This window comes from Bartonella sp. B10834G3 (genome assembly GCF_016102505.1).
GTDB classification, from domain to species: Bacteria; Pseudomonadota; Alphaproteobacteria; order Rhizobiales; family Rhizobiaceae; genus Bartonella; species Bartonella choladocola.
The window spans coordinates 828,460-847,882 of record NZ_JACFOM010000001.1 but is presented as its reverse complement, the minus strand read 5'-3'; the positions used below and the strand labels follow the sequence as shown (position 1 = coordinate 847,882).

Here is a 19,423-nt window from a genome sequence, read left to right as displayed (position 1 = left end):
CGCGAAGGGAAACATGTTTTTTTGAAATATAGAAAGCATGGTTATGCGGCAAGAGTAGGGATTATATGTAATGTCAGGATGGCTTAGACGTAAACCGGTGATTGGGCAAACGTCACAAAGGGAACGAAAACTCATTCCGACATTAAGTTGGCCCCATCTTGTCGCGTTAGGTGTCGGTGGAATTGTCGGGACCGGTATTTATACCCTCATCGGTATTGGTGCCGACAGAGCAGGGCCATCCGTGCTGTTATCCTTTGTCATTGCCGGTGTTGTGTGTGCATGTGCCGCTTTTGCCTATGCGGAACTTGCAACTCTTATTCCGCTAGCAGGCGGAGCCTATACCTATTCCTATGCAGCATTAGGCGAGTTGATTGCCTGGATTGTCGGGTGGAGCCTTATTCTTGAATATTCACTTGTGGTCAGCACTGTGGCCGTTGGCTGGTCGGCTTACGCAACAGGATTTTTGCACGGCATCGGCGTTCATTTGCCGTTCTGGCTTTCGGCAGGTTACAACGCAGTAGATCCGGCAACCGGTGTGCACGGGTTTGTCAATCTTCCGGCTGTGTTTATTGTTTTTGTTATTGCCGGCATGTTGATGATTGGTACCAAAGCAAGTGCGACATTGAATTTGTTCCTTGTTGTTATCAAAATAGCAGCTTTGGTACTTTTTATTATTGTCACACTTCCCCATTTCAATCTTGAAAATCTTCATCCCTTCATGCCGAACGGATTTTCCAAAGTCATGTCACCGGATGGTGTAGAACGTGGTGTGATGGCTGCGGCCGCTATTATATTTTTCGCATTTTATGGTTTTGATACAATTGCAACCGCTGCCGAGGAAACCAAACAACCGCGTCGGGATCTTTCTATCGGTATCGTCGGTTCGCTGATTGCGTGTATCATCATTTATGTTCTCGTCGGCCTTGGAGCAGTAGGTGCACTTCATTACACCAGTTTTGCGCATAGTGAAGAACCGCTTGCCCATATTTTGCGTACATTAGGCTCGAACCGCATTGCCGGTCTGATCGGCATTGCGGCTGTTATAGCATTGCCGACAGTGTTACTGGCATTCTTCTATGGCCAGACACGTATATTTTTTGTTATGGGACGCGATGGAACCCTTCCCGGTTTCCTCTCGCGCGTCAACGCAAAAACCGGAACGCCGGTTGCAACGACGCTTTTTACCGCCGTCATTATTGCCGCAATTGCCGGGCTTTTCCGACTTGATGAAATAGCTGCACTTGCCAATGCCGGAACGCTGGTTGCCTTCACTTCTGTTGGCATATGCCTGATTGTTTTACGCAAAACAGCAGCCGATGTTCCCAGAAAATTCAAAACACCTTTGGTCTTTATTGTCGGCCCGCTCAGTGCAATAGGCTGCGTTTATCTGTTTTTCAGCCTTCCATCGAAAACCCAATATTATTTTCTGTTGTGGAACCTTATTGGCATCGTACTCTATTTTTGTTACGGTTTCAGGAAAAGTAACATAGCGCATCACATTTCCGTGAATGACCGCTCTTGATGGCATTTTATGATGAACGTTTTTTTCTGAAATGCGTTTATTTATTATATTATATTCACGAGTGTTGTTCGGACAGAATGTTACATTTAGATAGTTTGCCATGCTGGAGGTATGTTTAAGTGTATAAACCAATAAGTTTCTTTTCAGCTGTTATTGCTTTATGTCTGGCGCCGATGGCTGCGGAAGCGGCTGTATACCAGAAAGTTCCGGGAACAGCGGTCTATATTAGTGTGCCCGACAGCTTTACTCTGACAACCGATTTTAGCGGTTTTATAGACAAAAAGTCCGGTGCATCTATTATCGTTGCAACAATGCCGCCAGCCAGTGACAGTGTGAAAAAGTTATTTAACGACGAAAAAACATTCATATCCGCTATGGATAATCATCATTATTCCATTACTTCACGTTCCCGCACGAAATCGCGTGATGGTAATGCTTTGCTTGTTTATCAGGGAAAGCAAACTGCCGCCAATGGTGTTTTTGATAAATGGTCTTCAATGCTTTTTGCACAGAATGCTTCTTACGTGATTACCGTACAGGCTCCTGAAACAGAACATTTCGCATTGGATGATGCGATGAAGATTTTCGCATCCGTTTCGCTTGCCCGTCATAATGATGAAGGCGATCAATTAAGCGCTCTTCCATTTACTTTTGGTGTTGAACCGCCGTTTGAATTTGTTGGCTCCATTATGAACAGTTCGGCAATGTTGACCATTCCGGCTTATACAAAAGATAGTGCTGAAAGTCCCGATATTGTGGTGACAAAGGGGCTTGAAACGGCTCAGGGTGCTCCTCTCGACAAGGTTGTCGATAATTATCTTAACTCTATCAAAGGGACCGTTAACAATGTCGCAGATCGCAAGACCTCGCACACAAAGTTCGCTGGCCACCCCGGTTTGAGGTTGCAGGCGACAGCAGAGATGAAAGGCGATCCGGTAGATCTTGTTATTTATGCGGCTGTGGGCAATGACGGGCATCCGATTTTCATGCACGCAACCGGCGAGAAGGGAACATTGGCTGCCTATAGCGATGAAATTGAAAAGACAGCCGATAGCATACAACTGAGAAACGACGAGAAGAAGTAACTCTCGACAGTGCCGGAAGTCGAAGGATAACCTTCCGTATCGCTTTTTGAGCTCCGATGAGCGGCTTTTGAGAGCCTGCCGTCGGGGCTATTTTATATTTTTTGGCAAAGCTGTATAAAATCCGGACATTTCAACCATATATCGAATCGCAATGACGGCAATTCGCAATCCGGTTCCCGTTTCAGGTCTAAGAGCTGAGTCGACATAACAACCGGTCGGACATAGGCGCTGGCCCGACATAAGAGCTTGCAGCCTATAAGGGCAGTTTTAAAAATAATGAATCGGCGGATTTTTTTAAAAAGATGTGCACAAAATCAGGTGGCGGCTTTTTGACAGGCAGGAAAAGCCACAGGCGTCCGGCATCTGTGCACTTTTGAGATAATGTACTGATCAAAATGACATAAACGCGTAATATTGCACATAACCGTCGGTTCCATTAAACTTGAAACATATGGCAGAGTGGATGGAATTCTTGCATCTCGATCTTCAACAGGATAGGAACAAGCTACCAGTAGTGCTCGTTGATGATGCTTCTACTTATCTGTTACTAGAGGCAGTCATTTAAAAAGGTTCGGCTATTTATGGCTAAAAAGAAACAGTTATCATCATTTGATAAAAGACTGATTGTTCGTTTGCTGCATGATAATTTCCGCAAACATGCATTCTGGTATATTTGCGCAATCATATCAATGCTCGTCATATCTGCTACGACCGGCGCAAGTGCCTGGATTATGCGTGATGTGGTCAATCACATCATCGAAGCGAATGATTTCAAGGTCATTGCGATGGTTTCGACCGGAGTGGCGGTTATCTTTATTATCAAAGGATTTTCCACTTTTGCGCAGACCTATTTTTTGAGTAAGGCAGGAAACAGTATCGTTGCAGAACAACAGCGCCGTATTTATTCGCGCCTTATGCAACAAGGCGTTGCTTTCTATCAGAATACGTCTTCATCCGATCTGCTTGTGCGTGTAACGCAAAATGCAAATGCTGCTCGCAACATTATCGATACGATTGTAACCACGTTTGTACGTGATCTTTTTTCGGTTATCAGCCTTCTTGCAGTGATGCTCTATCAGAATTTTCTACTCAGCATTGTCGCTTTAGCGGTTGGCCCTATCGCTTTTATCGGGGTCCGTCAGGTTTTGAAGCGCGTTCGCGGGTTAATGGAAAAGGAACTCTCTTCCATTGCTGAAATCATTAAAGTTATGCAGGAAACAACAATCGGCATTCGTGTCATTAAAGCTTTCTCGCTCGAAGAGCTGATGAAACGGCGCATGAATAAGGCGATTACCGATGTCGAAGTACGTTCAAACGGCATTGCCAAGCTGGAAGCTGCAACCAGTCCGATTATGGAAACTCTTGCCGGTATTGCAATTGCTGTTGTTATTTGTTTTTCCGGTTATATGGCGACGCAAAGAGTTGGCGTTCAAGGCGAGCTGATGTCATTTATTGTCGCACTCCTTCTGGCCTATGAACCGGCAAAGCGGGTTGCCAATGTGCGTGTCAAAATCGAATCAGGCATGATCGGTGTGCGTATGATGTTTGAAATTCTCGATCATCCGCTTACCCTTATGGAAAAAGAAAATCCGGTTGATCTTGACCGCTCGAAGGGCGATGTCCGGCTTGAACATGTCGGCTTTTCCTATGTGAAGGATCACATGGTTCTGCATGACATCACTCTTGATATTCCGGCAGGAAAGATGACGGCATTGGTCGGGCCTTCCGGATCGGGTAAATCGACAATGATTAACCTTATCATGCGCCTGTATGATCCGCAGGAAGGCCGCATTCTGATTGATGGTCAGGATATTCGTGATGCCAGTTTCAAATCATTGCGCGAATTGATGTCTTATGTCGGGCAAGATACGTTTCTTTTCCAAGGCACTGTCCGCTATAACATCGGGTTAGGGCGCGAAGGGGCGACCGAAGAAGAAATAGAGGAAGTTGCCAAGCTTGCCAATGCACATGATTTTATTATGGAACTGCCAGATGGTTACGACACCGATGTTGGTGATAATGGCGGCAATCTTTCGGGTGGTCAAAAACAGCGTATTGCTATCGCACGCGCTATGTTGCGCAATAGTGAAATTCTGATACTGGACGAGGCGACAAGTGCTCTCGACTCGGAATCCGAATCGTTAATCAAGGAAGCTTTGGCACGTTTGACCACCAACCGCACAACCATTGTCATAGCCCACAGGCTTTCGACAATTTCGCGTGCCGACAAAATTGTTGTTATGAAAAATGGCAGGATCGTCGAACAGGGAACCCAGCATCAATTGTTGAAGATTGAAGGCGGCCTTTATAAGCACCTCCATGATTTACAGTTCAAAGATCCCGATTTCGACGATATTGATCATTTAGAGGATTCATCACAAGATCAGAAAAAAATTGCCAAATAATTCGGGTTCTTTTGAAATTCCGGTTCTATTTGGCATTGTTCATCTCTATCAGATGCAAAATAATGCGATCACTGATTTGTCAGGTTGAATTGGCTTTCTTTCAAAAATACTCTAAATTGGTAGGGTAGGAGAGCAATTGGCTCCTACCCTAGCCATTTTATAGATGTTTTAAATGTTTCTCGCCAAAGGAAAACCATTATGAAAGCCGTCGGATATTTCGAGAATTTGCCGATTACTGATGATCGGTCCTTGCAGGATTTCGATTTGGAAATGCCGGAAATCGGCGATTACGACCTTCTGGTTGCGGTGAAGGCTGTTTCGGTCAATCCGATTGATGTGAAAACGCGCCAGACCGGTAAACCATTTGACGGTAACCCACGAATTTTAGGGTTTGATGCGTCCGGCATTGTGCAAAAACTTGGTAAAAATGTTACCGGTTTTCACGAGGGAGATGAAGTTTTTTATGCCGGTGCTATCAACCGGCAAGGTTCAAACAGTGAATTTCAAGCTATTGATAGCCGTCTGGTAGCGTTAAAGCCGAAAAGTCTTGATTTCAAGACAGCCGCTGCTATGCCGCTCACATCGCTTACCGCTTACGAAATGTTGTTTGACCGCATTGATATTTTGAAACCGGTTCACAATGGCAAAAATGCCCTTTTGATGATTGCCGGTGCTGGCGGAGTGGGGTCAATAGCCATTCAATTGGCTCGCCAACTCTCCGATGTTGAAATTATTGCAACCGCTTCCCGCCCGCAATCACAGGAATGGGCGTTGAAGATGGGAGCGCATCACGTCATTGACCACACAAAAGATTTTGCTCCACAACTTGAAAAGATCGGCTTCCCCAATCCGTCATTCATTTTTTCGACAGCAAATTCCGACGGTTATTTACCTCAATATGTCAATATTATCGCCCCCGAAGGACGACTTGGTCTTATTGATGGACCGAAAACATTTGATATTAACCCGCTAAAGATGAAAAGCGTTTCGGTTCATTGGGAATCAATGTTTACCCGTTCCATGTTCGTGACAGACGATATTGCGCGCCAAGGACAAATTCTGCATCATGTCGCGCAATTGATCGACGAGAAAAAGCTTGTTCCCACGCTTTCAAAGGTTTTGTCGCCAATCAATGCTGCCAATTTGAGAGAAGCCCACCGTTTGATCGAAACGCACCGCTCGGTCGGCAAACTTGTCGTTGAAGGTTTTTAATCGAATGGCGGGAAAAAACCGCCATTCAAATTTATATTCCGGATTTTATTCAACGAGCCTTCCCAGACGTACTGCCGTGTTACCTTTGCGGGCATGGCGCATTGACGGTTGAACGAGAATGCAATTGTCGTAAGGCGTTTTGATCTCTTCGTCACCATCATAGGCTATGATAGTGCCAGCTTTGCCGATCAGTTGCATGCCTTTAAAATTGTCGGAAAAACGGAAGTTATCTGTTTTGATTGTAACAGCTTCGGTAATATCAACCAGTTTCTGTTGTTGTGGAGCTGTTGGCAGGAGGTAATGTTCAACGGTTTTTCTATCAGCAATACCGGCAACCATCAAAAATCGCGCAGCAACATCGAGAGCTGCGGGGTAGGCCTGTTTTTCAAAATGTTGACCCGATTCAAATAAAATTGCAGCCTTGGGACTTTGCGGATTGCCGAAATCACCGTAATCACGCAGCCGTTTTCCTGCTTTATGGCCTTTGTCCATCACAATATATTCAGGAACACCGACTTGGCGGGCGAGATCTTCCCCTTTTTTAAGGTAACCCCCCATCATGATTGCCGGATCGGATTCATGCATAGAATGAAGATCCAGCAACAGATCAACCTGATCGACAACGGGGCGTAACGCACGCGCCCGACGCAATTCCAGACTGTCACGGGATCCATCAAGGGCTTCTTCGCTCCAGACGCGGTTCATATCTTCGTCAAGAAATCGTGTAGCATCGGGTGCATCGGGAGAAAATGCTTCATAGGCGGCAACATTGGCAAAACCCAAAGTAAGTGTACCACGTTCGGGTTTGAATTTGTCGCGCAAGAGCTTGTCAACAACCAATGCGCCGCTGATTTCGTTGCCATGGATGAGCGACATAATCATAGCGTGTTTACCGGGATGCCCCGACTTGAACTGATAAATATAATCGACCCCGCAATTACCTTGTTTCCACGCCGACAGGTCGGGGAACGGCAATTCGATCGGATATTGTTCGAGATTGGTATTCATGATTTTAACCGAAATCCTTGTTTTTATCTGTCGCTTTATGGCGACGAGCCAATAGGAGGATTGATATCAGGCTCAGAAGAACCGTGGACATGACGTAAAAGCTCGGCGACATGTTGTTATGCGTAGTCTGAATAAGCCAGGTTGCTATCAGCGGTGCAAAACCGCCGAAAATAGTGACGGACAGATTGTAACTGACTGCAAGACCGGTACTTCTCACATTGGTCGGGAAAATCTCGGCAATAAGTGCAGGTATTGCCGCAAGGCCGCACGCCAGAAGAAAACCGACAAAAGCCTGTACCGCAAAGAGTACCGCAGGTGTAGGCATTGCGTTAAGAATATAGAATAGCGGCCAGGATGTAACACCAAGAAATACGAATGAAATAGCGACGATCCGGATACGTCCGAACCGGTCGGAAATCGTGCCGACCATCGGCGAGACGATTAACAGCATAAATCCGGTAATCACTGCTCCGATGAAAGAAAAAGTTTCGGGTAAATGCAATTGTTTGATCGCATAGGTTGGCATGTAAATTTTATGTACGTAATTGAATGCTGTTGCCGCCGCTACAACTCCAATGCAAAGCAGAATATCATGCCAATTATATTTGAAGAGATCGTGTAGAGGCGTATTTTTCGGGCGATTGGATTTGACAGTCTCGAAATCGGCTGTTTCGGCAACACCGCGGCGTATATAAAAGCCGATCGGACCGATTAACAAACCAAAGGCAAAGGCAAGACGCCAACCCCATGAATTAAGCTGTTCGGGAGAAAGAAGAGCAAATAGCAGGGCACTGAAACCGGCTGCAAAAACGGTTGCCAGCCCTTGTGTCGACATCTGGAAACTGGCAAAAAATCCACGTTTGTCAATTCCGGCATGTTCTACCATAAAAGCAACAGACGAACCGAATTCCCCGCCGGTTGAAAATCCTTGTAACATACGCGCTATGATGATGATAAGCGGGGCCAGAATTCCGATGGTTTCATAAGTAGGACAAAAGGTTATCATTGCAGTGCCGATAACCATCAGCGAGATGGAAAGAGACATAGATGCTTTCCGTCCGGCTTTATCGGCATAGCTTCCCAATACGATCGAGCCGAGTGGGCGGGTGATAAATGATATACCGAATGTTCCGACAGCAATCAGCAATGATACGGCACTGTCCTTATTCGGGAAGAATAAATTCCCGATTGTAATCGCAAAATAACCATAGATCAGAATATCATAGAATTCCAATGCATTACCGGCACTTGCGGCAGCAAATTCGCGCCAGTGTTCCTTGATGCTTTGCCGGATTGACCGGTTACCTTCGCTAGCTTGATGCCCCATTTTCCCCCTCGCCGGTTTCAGGTTTTTCGAAAATTCGTCCAAGCCGAATACAGTCAAGACCGCCTTTATATTATTTAAACGGATATTTCACGCAATAAAACGTGTATATGACCGGTTTTTAACAACCAGTTTTATCAATTTCCAAACCGGAATGAGGTAAATATACTTGTGCTTATTTTAAACGGTCGTCGACATAATAAGCCCATATTTTATCAACGATCGGATGGTTTGAAAATTTTTTACGATAAAGAGCAATGTCCCCTGCGGCATAAGCCATGCAAAATTTTCAATTTCCACGATCAGCCCGCTATCTATTGCCGGTTTACATAGTTGATAGGGTAGAAAGGCCATACCAGTAACGGTAGCTTTTAGCCCGACCAAGGAACTGAAAGAGTGGGTTTCATGCACGCCATGCAGATTCGGCTTTTCATCCAAGCTTGCGATATGACGGGCGATAATCGTTTTCAAGGTTGGCGGTAAAAAACAAAAAATGGATCAGGCTGTTCTGTCATTCCGGTCAATATCGGGCTTTCCGTTTTTATCAACAACACTGACGGGGATCAGTGTTTCATGTGCAATTGTCAATCAATTGAACTTCTTCGGATTGGCGCGCAGTCTCGTATGATAACCGGAATAGGCCAATAAAAGATCTATTTCATCATTTGCAAGCAAAAGAATTGCGCTTCTATTACTTCCGGCAATGACACGGGTATGAAAAATACCGGCTTTTTCATTCATTTTTTTATAACATTGCGGAAAAAACGTTATCGATAATGCTACACTTGTCGCTATTCCCGAATCCGGTCGGGCATCATCTTTTTCGCGCGGCCACCCGTTTGAGAAGCTGGTGGATTGTTCCCGATATATCGCCGCTTCCGGCATAATGAGACCGTCGGGTGTCAATTCGACCGGTTTTTCCATTCAACGAGCCGAACTCCCACCCATTCTTCCGGAAGTGTTATGCCTCGCCCGAAAGCCGGACTGGTAATATGACGGCTTTCGGCAGCTTTGGTGAAACCACAGGTGCGGGCGGGTTCAGGAAAATCTGTGAGCCACAACACCGGTATGATAATTTTTTTTCTTTAATCCGGACGGCGATAACAAGTCGGTTGGGCGTGATGAAGCGCTATGCGTGCAATAGCTTGATCTAGGGGTTCTGTTTTCACATCCATTGATGCGCCATTGGCATGAATAAGCGTTCCGGAATCAATCATAATGGCTACATGACCTTTCCAGAAGACGAGATCGCCGCGTTTGAGGCCGTCATCCGGCGAAATATTTTTTCCGATTGTTGCCTGCTGCATATCGGTATCACGCAAGACTGTTCGTCCCGTCATCATCATCGCAAGTTGCACAAGGCCTGAACAATCAATTCCCAAACCACTTTTGCCCCCCCAAAGATAGGGTGTGTGAATGAAAGACTCTGCTATTGTTACATAATCATCTGCCACCGTGGTGACAGGCATGATATGGTTGAAAACAACAAAACCTCCATTATCAAGCCTAGCATAACGGGTGCCGCGTGTTTCGGCCTCTGCAACCACGCTGATGCGGCTTCCCATGGATAAAGGGCTAATCATGGGGCTGCGCAAGTCCGCATCACGATATTGGAAAGTGCGTGGCACGTTCACCCGATGGGTGGGTTGATTACCAATAGAACCGATTTTTGACTGCTCAACGTAACCGACATAGCCATCTTGTTGGGCTTGAACCCAGCAAAAGCCGTTTTTTTCTTCAAAGACTTTTACATTCTCGCCGAAGAGACATTCGCTTTGGCGTTCTGAGAGCGCGTCCGGAATTTTGTAAAGAGCAGCAACAGGTGCGACAATGCGCTTCAAAGAACCGGCCACAAAGCGGGATGCTTCTACTTTGCCACGCAAAGCTTCGTCGGCAAGGTCGGGACGATAAGCATGAAGACGCGGGTCAAGTTTATCCATCAAAGACCTTTCAGAATTGTATAAAGAGCACGAATCCCTTGGGCTTCACCACCAATCGGGAAGGCCGGTTTCTCCGTCGGTGTCCAGCCATAAATATCAAAATGTGCCCAGTTTGCCGCCTGATCGACGAATTTCTGTAAAAACAAAGCAGCCGTAATAGAGCCGGCAAATCCATCCGTTGTTACATTATTGAGATCGGCAATGCGGGAGGCAAGTTTTTTCTGATAAGGTTTCCAGAGTGGCAATTGCCATAACGGATCCTGAATTTCCATTGAAATGCGGGAGATTTTTTGACCGAGATTTTCATTGTTGCAATAAAAGGGCGGGATATCCGGTCCCAATGCGACACGTGCCGCACCGGTCAAGGTTGCCATGTCGAAAAGATAATCCGGTTTTTCCTCGTCGCCAAAGGCGAGCGCATCCGCCAGAATAAGTCGCCCTTCAGCATCGGTATTGCCGATTTCGACAGTCAATCCCTTTCTGCTTTTTAAAACATCTCCGGGCCGAAAAGCATTTCCGGAAATCGAATTTTCAACAGCGGGAACGATAAGTCGCAACCGGATGGGGAGTTTTGCATCCATAATAAGGCGGGCAAGCCCCATGACATTGGCAGCTCCGCCCATATCTTTTTTCATCAATAACATGCCATTTGCTGATTTTATATCGAGGCCACCACTATCGAATGCCACTCCTTTTCCCACCAATGTCACTTTTGGATGGTTCTCGTCTCCCCAGCGGAGGTCGATAATACGCGGGGCTACCGAGCCGGCACGCCCGACGGCGTGAACCATCGGGAAATTCTGTTTGAGAAGATCATCTCCCCAAATACTTGTAACAGTCGCGCCGTAAGTTCTTCCCAATTGGCGTATTGCTTCCTCGATTGTGTCGGGCTCCATGTCATTGGTCGGTGTATTGATGAGATCGCGAACAAGAAATGTTGTTTCAGTAAGACGTTTCAGTTCATCTTTATCAATATTGTCAGGAAGGGTGATTTTAAGTTTTTTATGTGTTTTTGTCTGGAGATAGCGGCGGAATTTATAACTTCCTAACCCAAGTCCCAGAAAAAGATTAAGCGGGTTTTCCGGCAAATTTTCAAAATGCCATTCACCTTCCGGCAATTGTTTGAACAAATTTCCGGTTATAAAGGCATCGCTACCGTCGCCCGCTCCGAGGTAGGCTCTGGAAGCTATCCCGTCATTATCAGGAACCACCAATATGTCACCGCTTTTGCCGGTGAAGTGATTGGCTTTTGCCCACGAGCCTGCAACAGTGTCTTCGGAAGCAAAGGAGAAATCATTTTCTGCGACCAGAATGATCGGGTGGCTGTGTTCGGATTGTTCTGTTGTAAATTCAATCGGGCAAGATGTTATCGGAGCCAATATTCGCGACATAATTCACCTATAATTTTCTAAGCGCAACATATTCCACCAGATGATCGCTACCCTTGTGCAAGATAAGATCGGCACGTGGCCGTGTTGGTAAAATATTTTCTTCAAGATTTTTCAGATTGATTGTGTTCCACAAATTTTCGGCAACCGCCATCGCTTCCTGTTCGGTCATTTTTGAATAACGATGGAAAAATGACTGGGGATTTTGGAAAGCTGTGAGCCGGAAACGGCGGAACCGCTCCATATACCAGTGGCGGATAATTTCGGTTTTTGCGTCAATATAAATAGAAAAATCGAAAAAGTCGGAAACGAATGGCACGGCTTTTCCATCACGCGGCAAATCCCTGACCTGAAGCACGTTAATACCTTCGACAATAAGAATATCCGGCCGGTCGACAACGATCTGCTCGTTTGGCAAAACATCATAGGCCGCGTGGGAGTAAAGCGGTGCTACAACGTCACCCATGCCTGCTTTGATTGCGGAAAGGAAACGTAAAAGTTTGCCGACATCATAGGAATCAGGAAAGCCTTTTCTATCCATCCTGTTTTCTGCTCGTAAAACCGCATTCGGGTAAAGAAAACCGTCTGTTGTTATCAGGTCAACCTTGGGGCTGGATGGCCAACGTTTGAGGAGTTCTTGCAAAATGCGGGCGGTGGTTGATTTACCAACCGCAACCGAACCCGCAATACCTATGATGAACGGTGTTTTAGCTGTGTCTTGTGTGCGCAAGAAACGTTTGCGTTTTTGAAACAGCATCTGGATTGCTTCGACATGGGTCGAAAGCAGGCGGGAAAGGGAAAGATAAATGCGTTGCACTTCATGAAGATCAATCGGATCACCGATGGAACGCAATCGCTTGACCTCGTCAAAGGTCAGGGTCAGTGGCGTATCGGCACGAAAGACAGACCATTCATAGGCAGTAAAAATGCTATAGGGCGAATAACGGCCGAAAACAAAATCACCGAGGTCGCCGGATTGGTGAGTAGGCTCTGGTGTATCAACCATTCTTTCGGGATGCCTTTTCCTCAAGTCCGGATTGAGCTGTGCGCCTTGCAAGTTCTTTGATAACGTCATCAAGCTTTATTCCGCGTATATGCCACATAACCAGCAAATGATAGATCAGGTCGGCGCTCTCGCTGATGAAATGTTTGTCATCTTCATCAATCGAGGCGATAACAGTTTCAACCGCTTCCTCACCCATTTTTTTGGCAGCACGTCCCATTCCCTTTTGTACGAGGCTTGCCGTATAGGAACTGCCATCGTCAACTTTTGCACGTTCGGCAATCGTATGTTCAAGGGTATGCAAACTAAAATCAGTCATTCACCTTCTCCGAATTCATCCAGACGTACCGGAATGCCGGCTTTTGCCATATAATGTTTTGCTTCACCGATACTATAGGTTCCGAAATGGAAAATTGAAGCGGCAAGCACCGCCGTTGCATGTCCGTCACGGATACCGGCAACAAGATGGTCGAGTGTTCCAACGCCGCCTGATGCAATAACAGGAATATCCACTGCATCGGCAAGGGTGCGGGTCAATGTAATATCATAGCCTTCTTTTGTCCCGTCACGGTCCATAGAGGTGAGCAGAATTTCACCGGCACCTTTTTTTTCAACAAGGCGGGCAAATTCGATAGCATCAATACCGGTCGGGTTTCTGCCGCCATGGGTAAAAATTTCCCAACGCCGGTTTTTACCGTTGCCTGCGACCTCTTTGGCATCAATGGCAACCACAATACATTGATTGCCGAATTTGTCGGCGGCTTCGGCAACAAAATCGGGGTTTTTAACAGCGGCTGTGTTTATCGACACCTTGTCGGCACCGGCAAGCAGAAGTTTGCGTATGTCGTTTACAGTGCGCACACCTCCGCCAACCGTGACAGGCATGAAACATTGGTCGGCCGTGCGGGCAACAACATCGAACAATGTTTCGCGATTGTCGCTGCTTGCTGTAATATCGAGAAAACACAATTCATCGGCACCTGCGCTGTCATAGGCTTTTGCAACTTCAACCGGATCACCGGCATCAACGAGATCTACAAAGTTGACTCCTTTGACGACACGTCCGTCTTTAACATCAAGACAAGGAATAATACGCGCTTTGAGTGTCATAATTGCCCACTCTTTCCGGCTTTTTTATTTGCCTCGTCAATCAATGCCAATGCTTCTTTCGCATCAATATGCCCGTCATAAAGAGCGCGTCCCGAAATTGCGCCGTTCAATATGGCAGCTTCGGGTGAACAAAGCCGTTTTATATCCTCCATCGAGGCAAGACCGCCGGAAGCAATAACCGGTATTGTCACAGAACGGGCAAGCTCAAGGGTTGAATTCCAGTTGATACCGGTGAGGATGCCATCGCGATCAATATCGGTATAGATAATGGCGGAAACCCCTGCGCCTTCAAAACGTTTTGCCAGTTCAAGGGCGGAAAGTTCGGACTCTTCAGCCCACCCTTCAACGGCAACTTTGCCGCCGCGGGCATCAATACCAACGGCTATTTTTCCCGGAAAAAGTTTGCAAGCTTCACGAACCAGTTGAGGATTTCTGACAGCAACAGTGCCGAGAATTACGCGGGCGAGCCCCTTTTTCAGCCAGTTTTCGATATGGGCAAGGGTTCTGATACCGCCACCAAGCTGGACAGGATTGGTTGTTGCCTCTAATATTGCATCAACGGCCGAACCGTTGACTGTAACACCTTCAAATGCACCGTTGAGATCAACAACGTGAAGCCATTTGAAACCTTCCGACTGGAAGTGGTGGGCTTGCGCGGCAGGATCGGCACTATAAACCGTTGCCTTGTTCATATCGCCGAGTTTCAGGCGGACACAAAAGCCGTCTTTAAGATCGATTGCAGGATAAAGAATCATGGTTTCCATTCCAGAAAATTGGCAATGAGTTGAAGGCCGAGACGCTGGCTTTTTTCCGGATGGAACTGCGTCCCGAACATATTGTCGCGGATAACTGCTGCTGTGACCGGCCCGCCATAATCGGTTACTGCCAATAATTCATCAGGATTTTGACAATCAAGTTGATAGGAATGGACAAAATAGGCATGAAGCCCCTGTTCACCGGTGCGGATGCCGGAAAATAGTGGGTGGCTCCGTTTCAGTTCGAGGGTGTTCCAGCCGATCTGGGGCACTTTCAAAGCATCGTCTTGAGGCTTTATCAAAGTGACATCACCTTTAATCCAGTTAAGACCGTTGGTGATTGTTTTTTCCATTCCGCAGGAAGCCATGAGCTGCATACCAACGCAAATCCCCATGAAGGGATGGCCGCCCTTCAGCACCCTTTCGTTCAAAGCTTCAACCATTCCCTGAACGGCATCAAGTCCGGTACGACAATCGGCATAGGCACCGACACCTGGCAAAACCACGCGGTCGGCTTTCATAACATCTTCTGCCCGATTGGTGAGGATAATATTTGCGTTTATGCCATGGTCATGGCTTGCGCGCTCGAAAGCTTTTGTGGCCGAGCGTAAATTGCCGGAGCCGTAGTCGATAATTGCGACTTGCATTTTATCAGCCTTTCAAAGTGCCCTTGGTCGAGGGTACAGCGTTTTTCTGGCGCGGGTCTTCCTCGATTGCAGCACGTAAAACACGGGCTACCGATTTGAATGCGGTCTCGGCTATATGGTGGCTATTCAAACCATAATGATTGACAATATGAAGCGTAATTCCGGCGTGCTGGGAAAAAGCCTGAAAAAACTCTCTGACCAATTCGGTATCGAACGAGCCGATTTTTTGTGTCGGAAATTCGACCTTGAAAATAAGAAACGGGCGCCCTGATACATCAATGGCCGCTCTCGTACAGGTTTCATCCATAGCGAGATCAAGCGAAGCATAACGGCGAATGCCGCGCCGCTCCCCCAAAGCCTGTTTGATAGCTTCACCCAATGCGATTCCGCAATCTTCCACTGTGTGATGATCGTCTATATAGGTGTCACCGACAGCCTTGATTTTCATATCGATCAATGAATGGCGGGAAAGTTGTTCCAACATATGATTGAAAAACCCTACGCCGGTATCAATTTCAAATATTCCCGTACCGTCAAGATTGACCGAAACCGAAATATCGGTTTCATTGGTTTTGCGTTTTATAGTTGCTGTGCGCGTCATGTTGTTCCCGTTCCAAGAAGCTTCAAAGGTGCTTCACCCGTTATTATTTTCAAAACCTGACGATGAGCACAAGGCTTAATGAAGCGGTATTATTTATAAGCTTTATCAGCGTCACTTTTGAAGTAAAATATGTTAAATCATTCGTGTAAAATATCCAATTGCTTTCACGTTTTTTTCATTGGCGAACCGCTTTTGTGACTTCAAACGGTTTTTACTGTCTCACCGATTTGCCAGTGACCCCATTCTTTTTCAATTTTCTCTTTATCATGACCGGCTGAAAGAAGAGCCCATAATAACAGCCTCGCTTTTAAGGGGGAAAGCCAACCGCCCATCAGCACGCCGCCTTTCATCAGATCAATTTCCGAGCCTTTATAGCCATAGGTTCTTTCACTCGTTGGCCCGCTATAGGCCCGTGTTGCTACAATAACCGGCAGAGTACCCGCATAATTTTTAATAATGTCGGCTTCCTCGAAACTGACATGGCCTGATCCGAAACCGGCAACGACAACGCCCTGATAAATGCCGCTTGAAAATACGAGTTCAAGATGATCTCCGCCTGAAGAAAGACAGGCTTCGACAAGGGCAACTTTTTTATCAAGCGTTTTCGGCAGGCTTAGCGGTTTTGGTCGTCTATCGATAGAGTGGAAGAATACCGGTTTTGCCTCGACAATCACGCCAAGCGGGCCGACTAAACCTGATTTGAATGTTTCAACTTTAAGCGAATGACTTTTTCTCACAAAATAGGCGGAATGGATTTCGTCATTCATCACCACCATAGCGCCGCGGCCCACGCTTTGTTCATCTATTGCCACGAGTAACGAGGATAAAAGATTGGCCGGCCCGTCGGCACCGGCTGCCATCGGTGCGCGCATAGCACCGGTTATAATGAGCGGCTGGGGTTTTTGCCAATAAAGTGAAAGGAGAAATGCTGATTCTTCAAGTGTATCGGTGCCTTGCGTCAGGATGACAGCTTTTGCACCTTTATCAATCTGGTTATTTGCCCAATCAAGAGCATCAAACAACACTTTGAAGGAGAGTGAACCGCTTGGTAATTTCGCCAATGTTTCGGCATCTATTGTAGCCAATCCCGAAATTCCGGGAACCGATCGGGTGAGTTGTTCTGCCGAAAGTTCAGGCTCCACACCACCGGACTCCCCGGAGACCATGGCAATTGTGCCGCCCAATGCACCTATAGCAACCCTCGGCAATGGCATTTTCTGTTTTCCTTTGAATGTTCATACCGGCCAACCCTTAGCAGGATTTCTTCACACCAACAATGAGCATTCATTGCAAGTCATCATTGAATGGGGGTTCCGGAATGACCGAAGCGTTTTTTAAAAAGTAAGAAGGTTTTTAAAATGTCTTCGTCAATATGGTTGAGTTTTAATGTGCGAGTTCCTAAATATGCACTCTATATAGCCGCTTTTCATTGCTTTTAACGAGGATGGAGCGTGTGGATAAAAGGAGTTTACTTGTGACAGAACATAAGCCCGATACAATGTATGGCACGACCATCATTACAGTGCGCAAAGGCAATAAGGTTGTCATTGCCGGCGATGGACAGGTGACATTAGGGCAGACAATCATGAAGGGTAATGCAAGAAAGGTACGCCGTATTGGCAAGAATGGATCGGTTATTGCCGGTTTTGCCGGTGCAACAGCCGATGCATTTACCTTGCTTGAACGGCTTGAAACCAAGCTTGAACAATATCCCGACCAATTGATGCGCGCCTGTGTTGAACTTGCCAAGGATTGGCGCACCGATCGTTATTTGCGTAAACTGGAAGCAATGATGCTGGTGGCCGATAAAAATGTGACGCTGGCTTTGACAGGGCTTGGCGATGTGCTTGAACCTGAAGATGGCATTATGGCAATCGGTTCGGGCGGCAACTTTGCTCTTTCGGCAGCGCGTGCACTGATCGACACCGATATGGATGCCGAAACAATTGCCCGCAAAGCCATGAAGATCGCTTCCGATATTTGCGTTTACACCAATAGCAATTTTATTGTTGAAACGCTTGATGCCGAATAATGATTGAATGTTTCCATGTCACTTCTTGTCAGTCATGCGTAAAACCTGACAAGACGTGTGAAAGAGAGAGCACTTTTAGATGAGTTCTGTATTTTCCCCCCGCGAAATAGTTTCCGAGCTTGATCGCTTTATTATCGGACAAAAAGATGCCAAGCGTGCTGTTGCTATTGCATTGCGCAACCGGTGGCGGCGGCAACAACTTCAAGGCGAGATGCGCGAAGAAGTAATGCCGAAAAATATTCTGATGATCGGGCCGACCGGTGTCGGCAAGACCGAAATTGCCCGCCGCCTTGCAAAACTGGCAGGGTCTCCTTTTGTCAAGGTTGAAGCCACCAAATTTACAGAGGTCGGCTATGTCGGCCGTGATGTCGAGCAGATTATTCGCGACCTTGTTGAAGTGGCAATCAATCTTGTCCGTGAGAAAAAACGTGAAGAGGTGAAAGCCAAAGCCCACATCAACGCTGAAGAACGTGTTCTGGATGCGCTGGTCGGCAAAACTGCAAGTCCCGCAACCCGCGACAGTTTTCGCAAAAAATTGCGTGAGGGCGAGCTTGATGACAATGAAGTTGAAATAGAGATTGCCGATAACAGCCCGAATAATGCCCCCACCTTCGATATTCCGGGTATGCCGGGCGCGCAAATGGGCATTATGAATTTGTCCGATATTTTCGGTAAAATGGGCGGACGCACGAAGACGCGGAAAACAACGGTCAAAAATGCATTCAAACCATTGATCGAAGACGAGTCCGACAAGCTTCTCGATCAGGACCAGATCGTTCAGGAAGCGCTTCGTTCCACTGAAAATGACGGTATTGTCTTTATCGACGAAATCGACAAGATCGCCGCCCGTGAAGGCGGCCTCGGTGCCGGTGTTTCGCGTGAAGGTGTGCAGCGCGATCTGTTACCTTTAATCGAGGGAACAACAGTTGCCACCAAATATGGTCAGGTTAAAACCGATCATATTCTGTTTATCGCGTCCGGTGCGTTTCACGTATCGAAACCTTCGGATCTGTTGCCGGAACTTCAGGGACGTTTGCCAATCAGGGTCGAGCTTAATGCGCTCACGCGGGAAGATTTTCGCCGCATTCTGACCGAAACGGAAGTCAGTCTTATCAAGCAATATATTGCTTTGATGGCGACCGAAAATGTGACACTCGAAATTACCGATGATGCCATTGATGCTCTCGCCGATATAGCAGTGGATTTGAACTCTACTGTGGAAAATATCGGTGCCCGCCGTCTGCAAACAGTGATGGAACGCGTTCTTGACGAAATTTCTTTCACAGCACCGGATAAATCGGGAACAACCTTCAAGGTTGATGCCGCTTATGTCAAAAAAGCAGTGGGTGACCTTGCCGCCAATGCCGATTTGTCGCGGTTTATTCTGTAGT

General features: G+C 46.7%; 19 protein-coding genes. 6 read left to right on the top strand and 13 right to left on the bottom strand.

Annotated features, from left to right (window positions below):
* Window positions 1–70: 70 nt before the first annotated feature.
* The 4 genes from H3S94_RS03650 to H3S94_RS03635 all read left to right on the top strand — a co-directional run bounded on the left by H3S94_RS03650 (window position 71) and on the right by H3S94_RS03635 (window position 6,224).
* Window positions 71–1,522: an amino acid permease gene (locus tag H3S94_RS03650; RefSeq protein WP_198240305.1), complete on the top strand. Its 1,452-nt coding sequence runs from the start codon at window positions 71–73 to the stop codon at window positions 1,520–1,522.
* Window positions 1,523–1,641: 119 nt separating this feature from the next.
* The gene (locus tag H3S94_RS03645) at window positions 1,642–2,607 is read left to right on the top strand and encodes a hypothetical protein (protein ID WP_077990317.1); all 966 of its coding nucleotides are present in this window, start codon (window positions 1,642–1,644) and stop codon (window positions 2,605–2,607) included.
* Between the two features lie 581 nt (window positions 2,608–3,188).
* Window positions 3,189–5,012, top strand: coding sequence for an ABC transporter ATP-binding protein (locus H3S94_RS03640; RefSeq protein ID WP_198240304.1), 1,824 nt, complete (start codon window positions 3,189–3,191; stop codon window positions 5,010–5,012).
* A 198-nt stretch (window positions 5,013–5,210) separates the two neighbouring features.
* Window positions 5,211–6,224, top strand: coding sequence for a zinc-binding alcohol dehydrogenase family protein (locus H3S94_RS03635; protein WP_198240303.1), 1,014 nt, complete (start codon window positions 5,211–5,213; stop codon window positions 6,222–6,224).
* 45 nt (window positions 6,225–6,269) lie between these two features.
* On the opposite strand, the gene H3S94_RS03630 is transcribed toward H3S94_RS03635, so the two are convergent.
* From H3S94_RS03630 to H3S94_RS03570, 13 genes are all read right to left on the bottom strand, one after another.
* Window positions 6,270–7,232 (bottom strand): succinylglutamate desuccinylase/aspartoacylase family protein, encoded by a 963-nt coding sequence (locus H3S94_RS03630; protein ID WP_198240302.1) that lies wholly within the window; start codon window positions 7,230–7,232, stop codon window positions 6,270–6,272.
* 4 nt (window positions 7,233–7,236) lie between these two features.
* Entirely contained in the window at window positions 7,237–8,559 is a 1,323-nt protein-coding gene (locus tag H3S94_RS03625) for an MFS transporter (protein WP_198240301.1), read from the bottom strand.
* Window positions 8,560–9,144: 585 nt separating this feature from the next.
* Window positions 9,145–9,480 carry a hypothetical protein gene (locus tag H3S94_RS03620; protein ID WP_198240300.1) on the bottom strand — a complete coding sequence of 112 codons (336 nt, stop codon included), beginning with the start codon at window positions 9,478–9,480 and terminating at the stop codon, window positions 9,145–9,147.
* The gene (locus H3S94_RS12085) at window positions 9,459–9,620 is read right to left on the bottom strand and encodes a LysR family transcriptional regulator (RefSeq protein ID WP_198240299.1); all 162 of its coding nucleotides are present in this window, start codon (window positions 9,618–9,620) and stop codon (window positions 9,459–9,461) included. Before H3S94_RS12085 ends, H3S94_RS03620 begins: the two co-directional genes overlap by 22 nt.
* A gap of 21 nt (window positions 9,621–9,641) precedes the next feature.
* Window positions 9,642–10,496: an NlpC/P60 family protein gene (locus H3S94_RS03610; RefSeq protein ID WP_198240298.1), complete on the bottom strand. Its 855-nt coding sequence runs from the start codon at window positions 10,494–10,496 to the stop codon at window positions 9,642–9,644.
* On the bottom strand, window positions 10,496–11,887 hold the full coding sequence (locus H3S94_RS03605; RefSeq protein WP_198240297.1) for a M17 family metallopeptidase: 1,392 nt from the start codon (window positions 11,885–11,887) through the stop codon (window positions 10,496–10,498). Before H3S94_RS03605 ends, H3S94_RS03610 begins: the two co-directional genes overlap by 1 nt.
* A 7-nt stretch (window positions 11,888–11,894) precedes the next feature.
* Window positions 11,895–12,890 (bottom strand): type I pantothenate kinase, encoded by a 996-nt coding sequence (coaA, locus tag H3S94_RS03600; RefSeq protein ID WP_077990327.1) that lies wholly within the window; start codon window positions 12,888–12,890, stop codon window positions 11,895–11,897.
* Complete coding sequence (locus H3S94_RS03595) at window positions 12,883–13,206, bottom strand: phosphoribosyl-ATP diphosphatase (RefSeq protein ID WP_198230444.1); 324 nt, start codon at window positions 13,204–13,206, stop codon at window positions 12,883–12,885. Before H3S94_RS03595 ends, coaA begins: the two co-directional genes overlap by 8 nt.
* Window positions 13,203–13,997 (bottom strand): imidazole glycerol phosphate synthase subunit HisF, encoded by a 795-nt coding sequence (gene hisF, locus H3S94_RS03590; protein ID WP_198240296.1) that lies wholly within the window; start codon window positions 13,995–13,997, stop codon window positions 13,203–13,205. Before hisF ends, H3S94_RS03595 begins: the two co-directional genes overlap by 4 nt.
* The gene (gene hisA / locus H3S94_RS03585) at window positions 13,994–14,752 is read right to left on the bottom strand and encodes a 1-(5-phosphoribosyl)-5-[(5-phosphoribosylamino)methylideneamino]imidazole-4-carboxamide isomerase (RefSeq protein WP_198240295.1); all 759 of its coding nucleotides are present in this window, start codon (window positions 14,750–14,752) and stop codon (window positions 13,994–13,996) included. Before hisA ends, hisF begins: the two co-directional genes overlap by 4 nt.
* Entirely contained in the window at window positions 14,749–15,399 is a 651-nt protein-coding gene (gene hisH, locus H3S94_RS03580; RefSeq protein ID WP_198240294.1) for an imidazole glycerol phosphate synthase subunit HisH, read from the bottom strand. Before hisH ends, hisA begins: the two co-directional genes overlap by 4 nt.
* A gap of 4 nt (window positions 15,400–15,403) precedes the next feature.
* Window positions 15,404–16,000, bottom strand: a complete 597-nt coding sequence (hisB, locus tag H3S94_RS03575; RefSeq protein ID WP_077990336.1) for an imidazoleglycerol-phosphate dehydratase HisB — start codon at window positions 15,998–16,000, stop codon at window positions 15,404–15,406.
* 200 nt (window positions 16,001–16,200) lie between these two features.
* A complete protein-coding gene (locus H3S94_RS03570; RefSeq protein ID WP_198240486.1) occupies window positions 16,201–17,208 on the bottom strand; it encodes an asparaginase in 1,008 nt (335 codons plus the stop codon).
* A 266-nt stretch (window positions 17,209–17,474) separates the two neighbouring features.
* Between H3S94_RS03570 and hslV the strand changes: the two genes are divergently transcribed.
* Both hslV and hslU read left to right on the top strand, forming a co-directional pair.
* The gene (gene hslV / locus H3S94_RS03565) at window positions 17,475–18,032 is read left to right on the top strand and encodes an ATP-dependent protease subunit HslV (RefSeq protein ID WP_075869579.1); all 558 of its coding nucleotides are present in this window, start codon (window positions 17,475–17,477) and stop codon (window positions 18,030–18,032) included.
* Between the two features lie 79 nt (window positions 18,033–18,111).
* A complete protein-coding gene (hslU, locus tag H3S94_RS03560) occupies window positions 18,112–19,422 on the top strand; it encodes an ATP-dependent protease ATPase subunit HslU (RefSeq protein WP_077990338.1) in 1,311 nt (436 codons plus the stop codon).
* The last annotated feature ends 1 nt before the right edge of the window (window position 19,423 follow it).

What these genes read in the sequence shown, in the direction of transcription:
- hslU (WP_077990338.1), top strand. Translation starts at nt 18,112, where the DNA reads ATGAGTTCTGTATTTTCCCCCCGCGAAATAGTTTCCGAGCTTGATCGC.
- H3S94_RS03650 (WP_198240305.1), top strand. Translation starts at nt 71, where the DNA reads ATGTCAGGATGGCTTAGACGTAAACCGGTGATTGGGCAAACGTCACAA.
- H3S94_RS03635 (WP_198240303.1), top strand. Translation starts at nt 5,211, where the DNA reads ATGAAAGCCGTCGGATATTTCGAGAATTTGCCGATTACTGATGATCGG.
- coaA (WP_077990327.1), bottom strand. Translation starts at nt 12,890, where the DNA reads ATGGTTGATACACCAGAGCCTACTCACCAATCCGGCGACCTCGGTGAT.
- H3S94_RS03610 (WP_198240298.1), bottom strand. Translation starts at nt 10,496, where the DNA reads ATGGATAAACTTGACCCGCGTCTTCATGCTTATCGTCCCGACCTTGCC.
- H3S94_RS03620 (WP_198240300.1), bottom strand. Translation starts at nt 9,480, where the DNA reads ATGGAAAAACCGGTCGAATTGACACCCGACGGTCTCATTATGCCGGAA.
- H3S94_RS03625 (WP_198240301.1), bottom strand. Translation starts at nt 8,559, where the DNA reads ATGGGGCATCAAGCTAGCGAAGGTAACCGGTCAATCCGGCAAAGCATC.
- hisH (WP_198240294.1), bottom strand. Translation starts at nt 15,399, where the DNA reads ATGCAAGTCGCAATTATCGACTACGGCTCCGGCAATTTACGCTCGGCC.
- hisB (WP_077990336.1), bottom strand. Translation starts at nt 16,000, where the DNA reads ATGACGCGCACAGCAACTATAAAACGCAAAACCAATGAAACCGATATT.
- hisA (WP_198240295.1), bottom strand. Translation starts at nt 14,752, where the DNA reads ATGATTCTTTATCCTGCAATCGATCTTAAAGACGGCTTTTGTGTCCGC.
- hisF (WP_198240296.1), bottom strand. Translation starts at nt 13,997, where the DNA reads ATGACACTCAAAGCGCGTATTATTCCTTGTCTTGATGTTAAAGACGGA.
- H3S94_RS03595 (WP_198230444.1), bottom strand. Translation starts at nt 13,206, where the DNA reads ATGACTGATTTTAGTTTGCATACCCTTGAACATACGATTGCCGAACGT.
- H3S94_RS03630 (WP_198240302.1), bottom strand. Translation starts at nt 7,232, where the DNA reads ATGAATACCAATCTCGAACAATATCCGATCGAATTGCCGTTCCCCGAC.
- H3S94_RS03640 (WP_198240304.1), top strand. Translation starts at nt 3,189, where the DNA reads ATGGCTAAAAAGAAACAGTTATCATCATTTGATAAAAGACTGATTGTT.
- H3S94_RS03605 (WP_198240297.1), bottom strand. Translation starts at nt 11,887, where the DNA reads ATGTCGCGAATATTGGCTCCGATAACATCTTGCCCGATTGAATTTACA.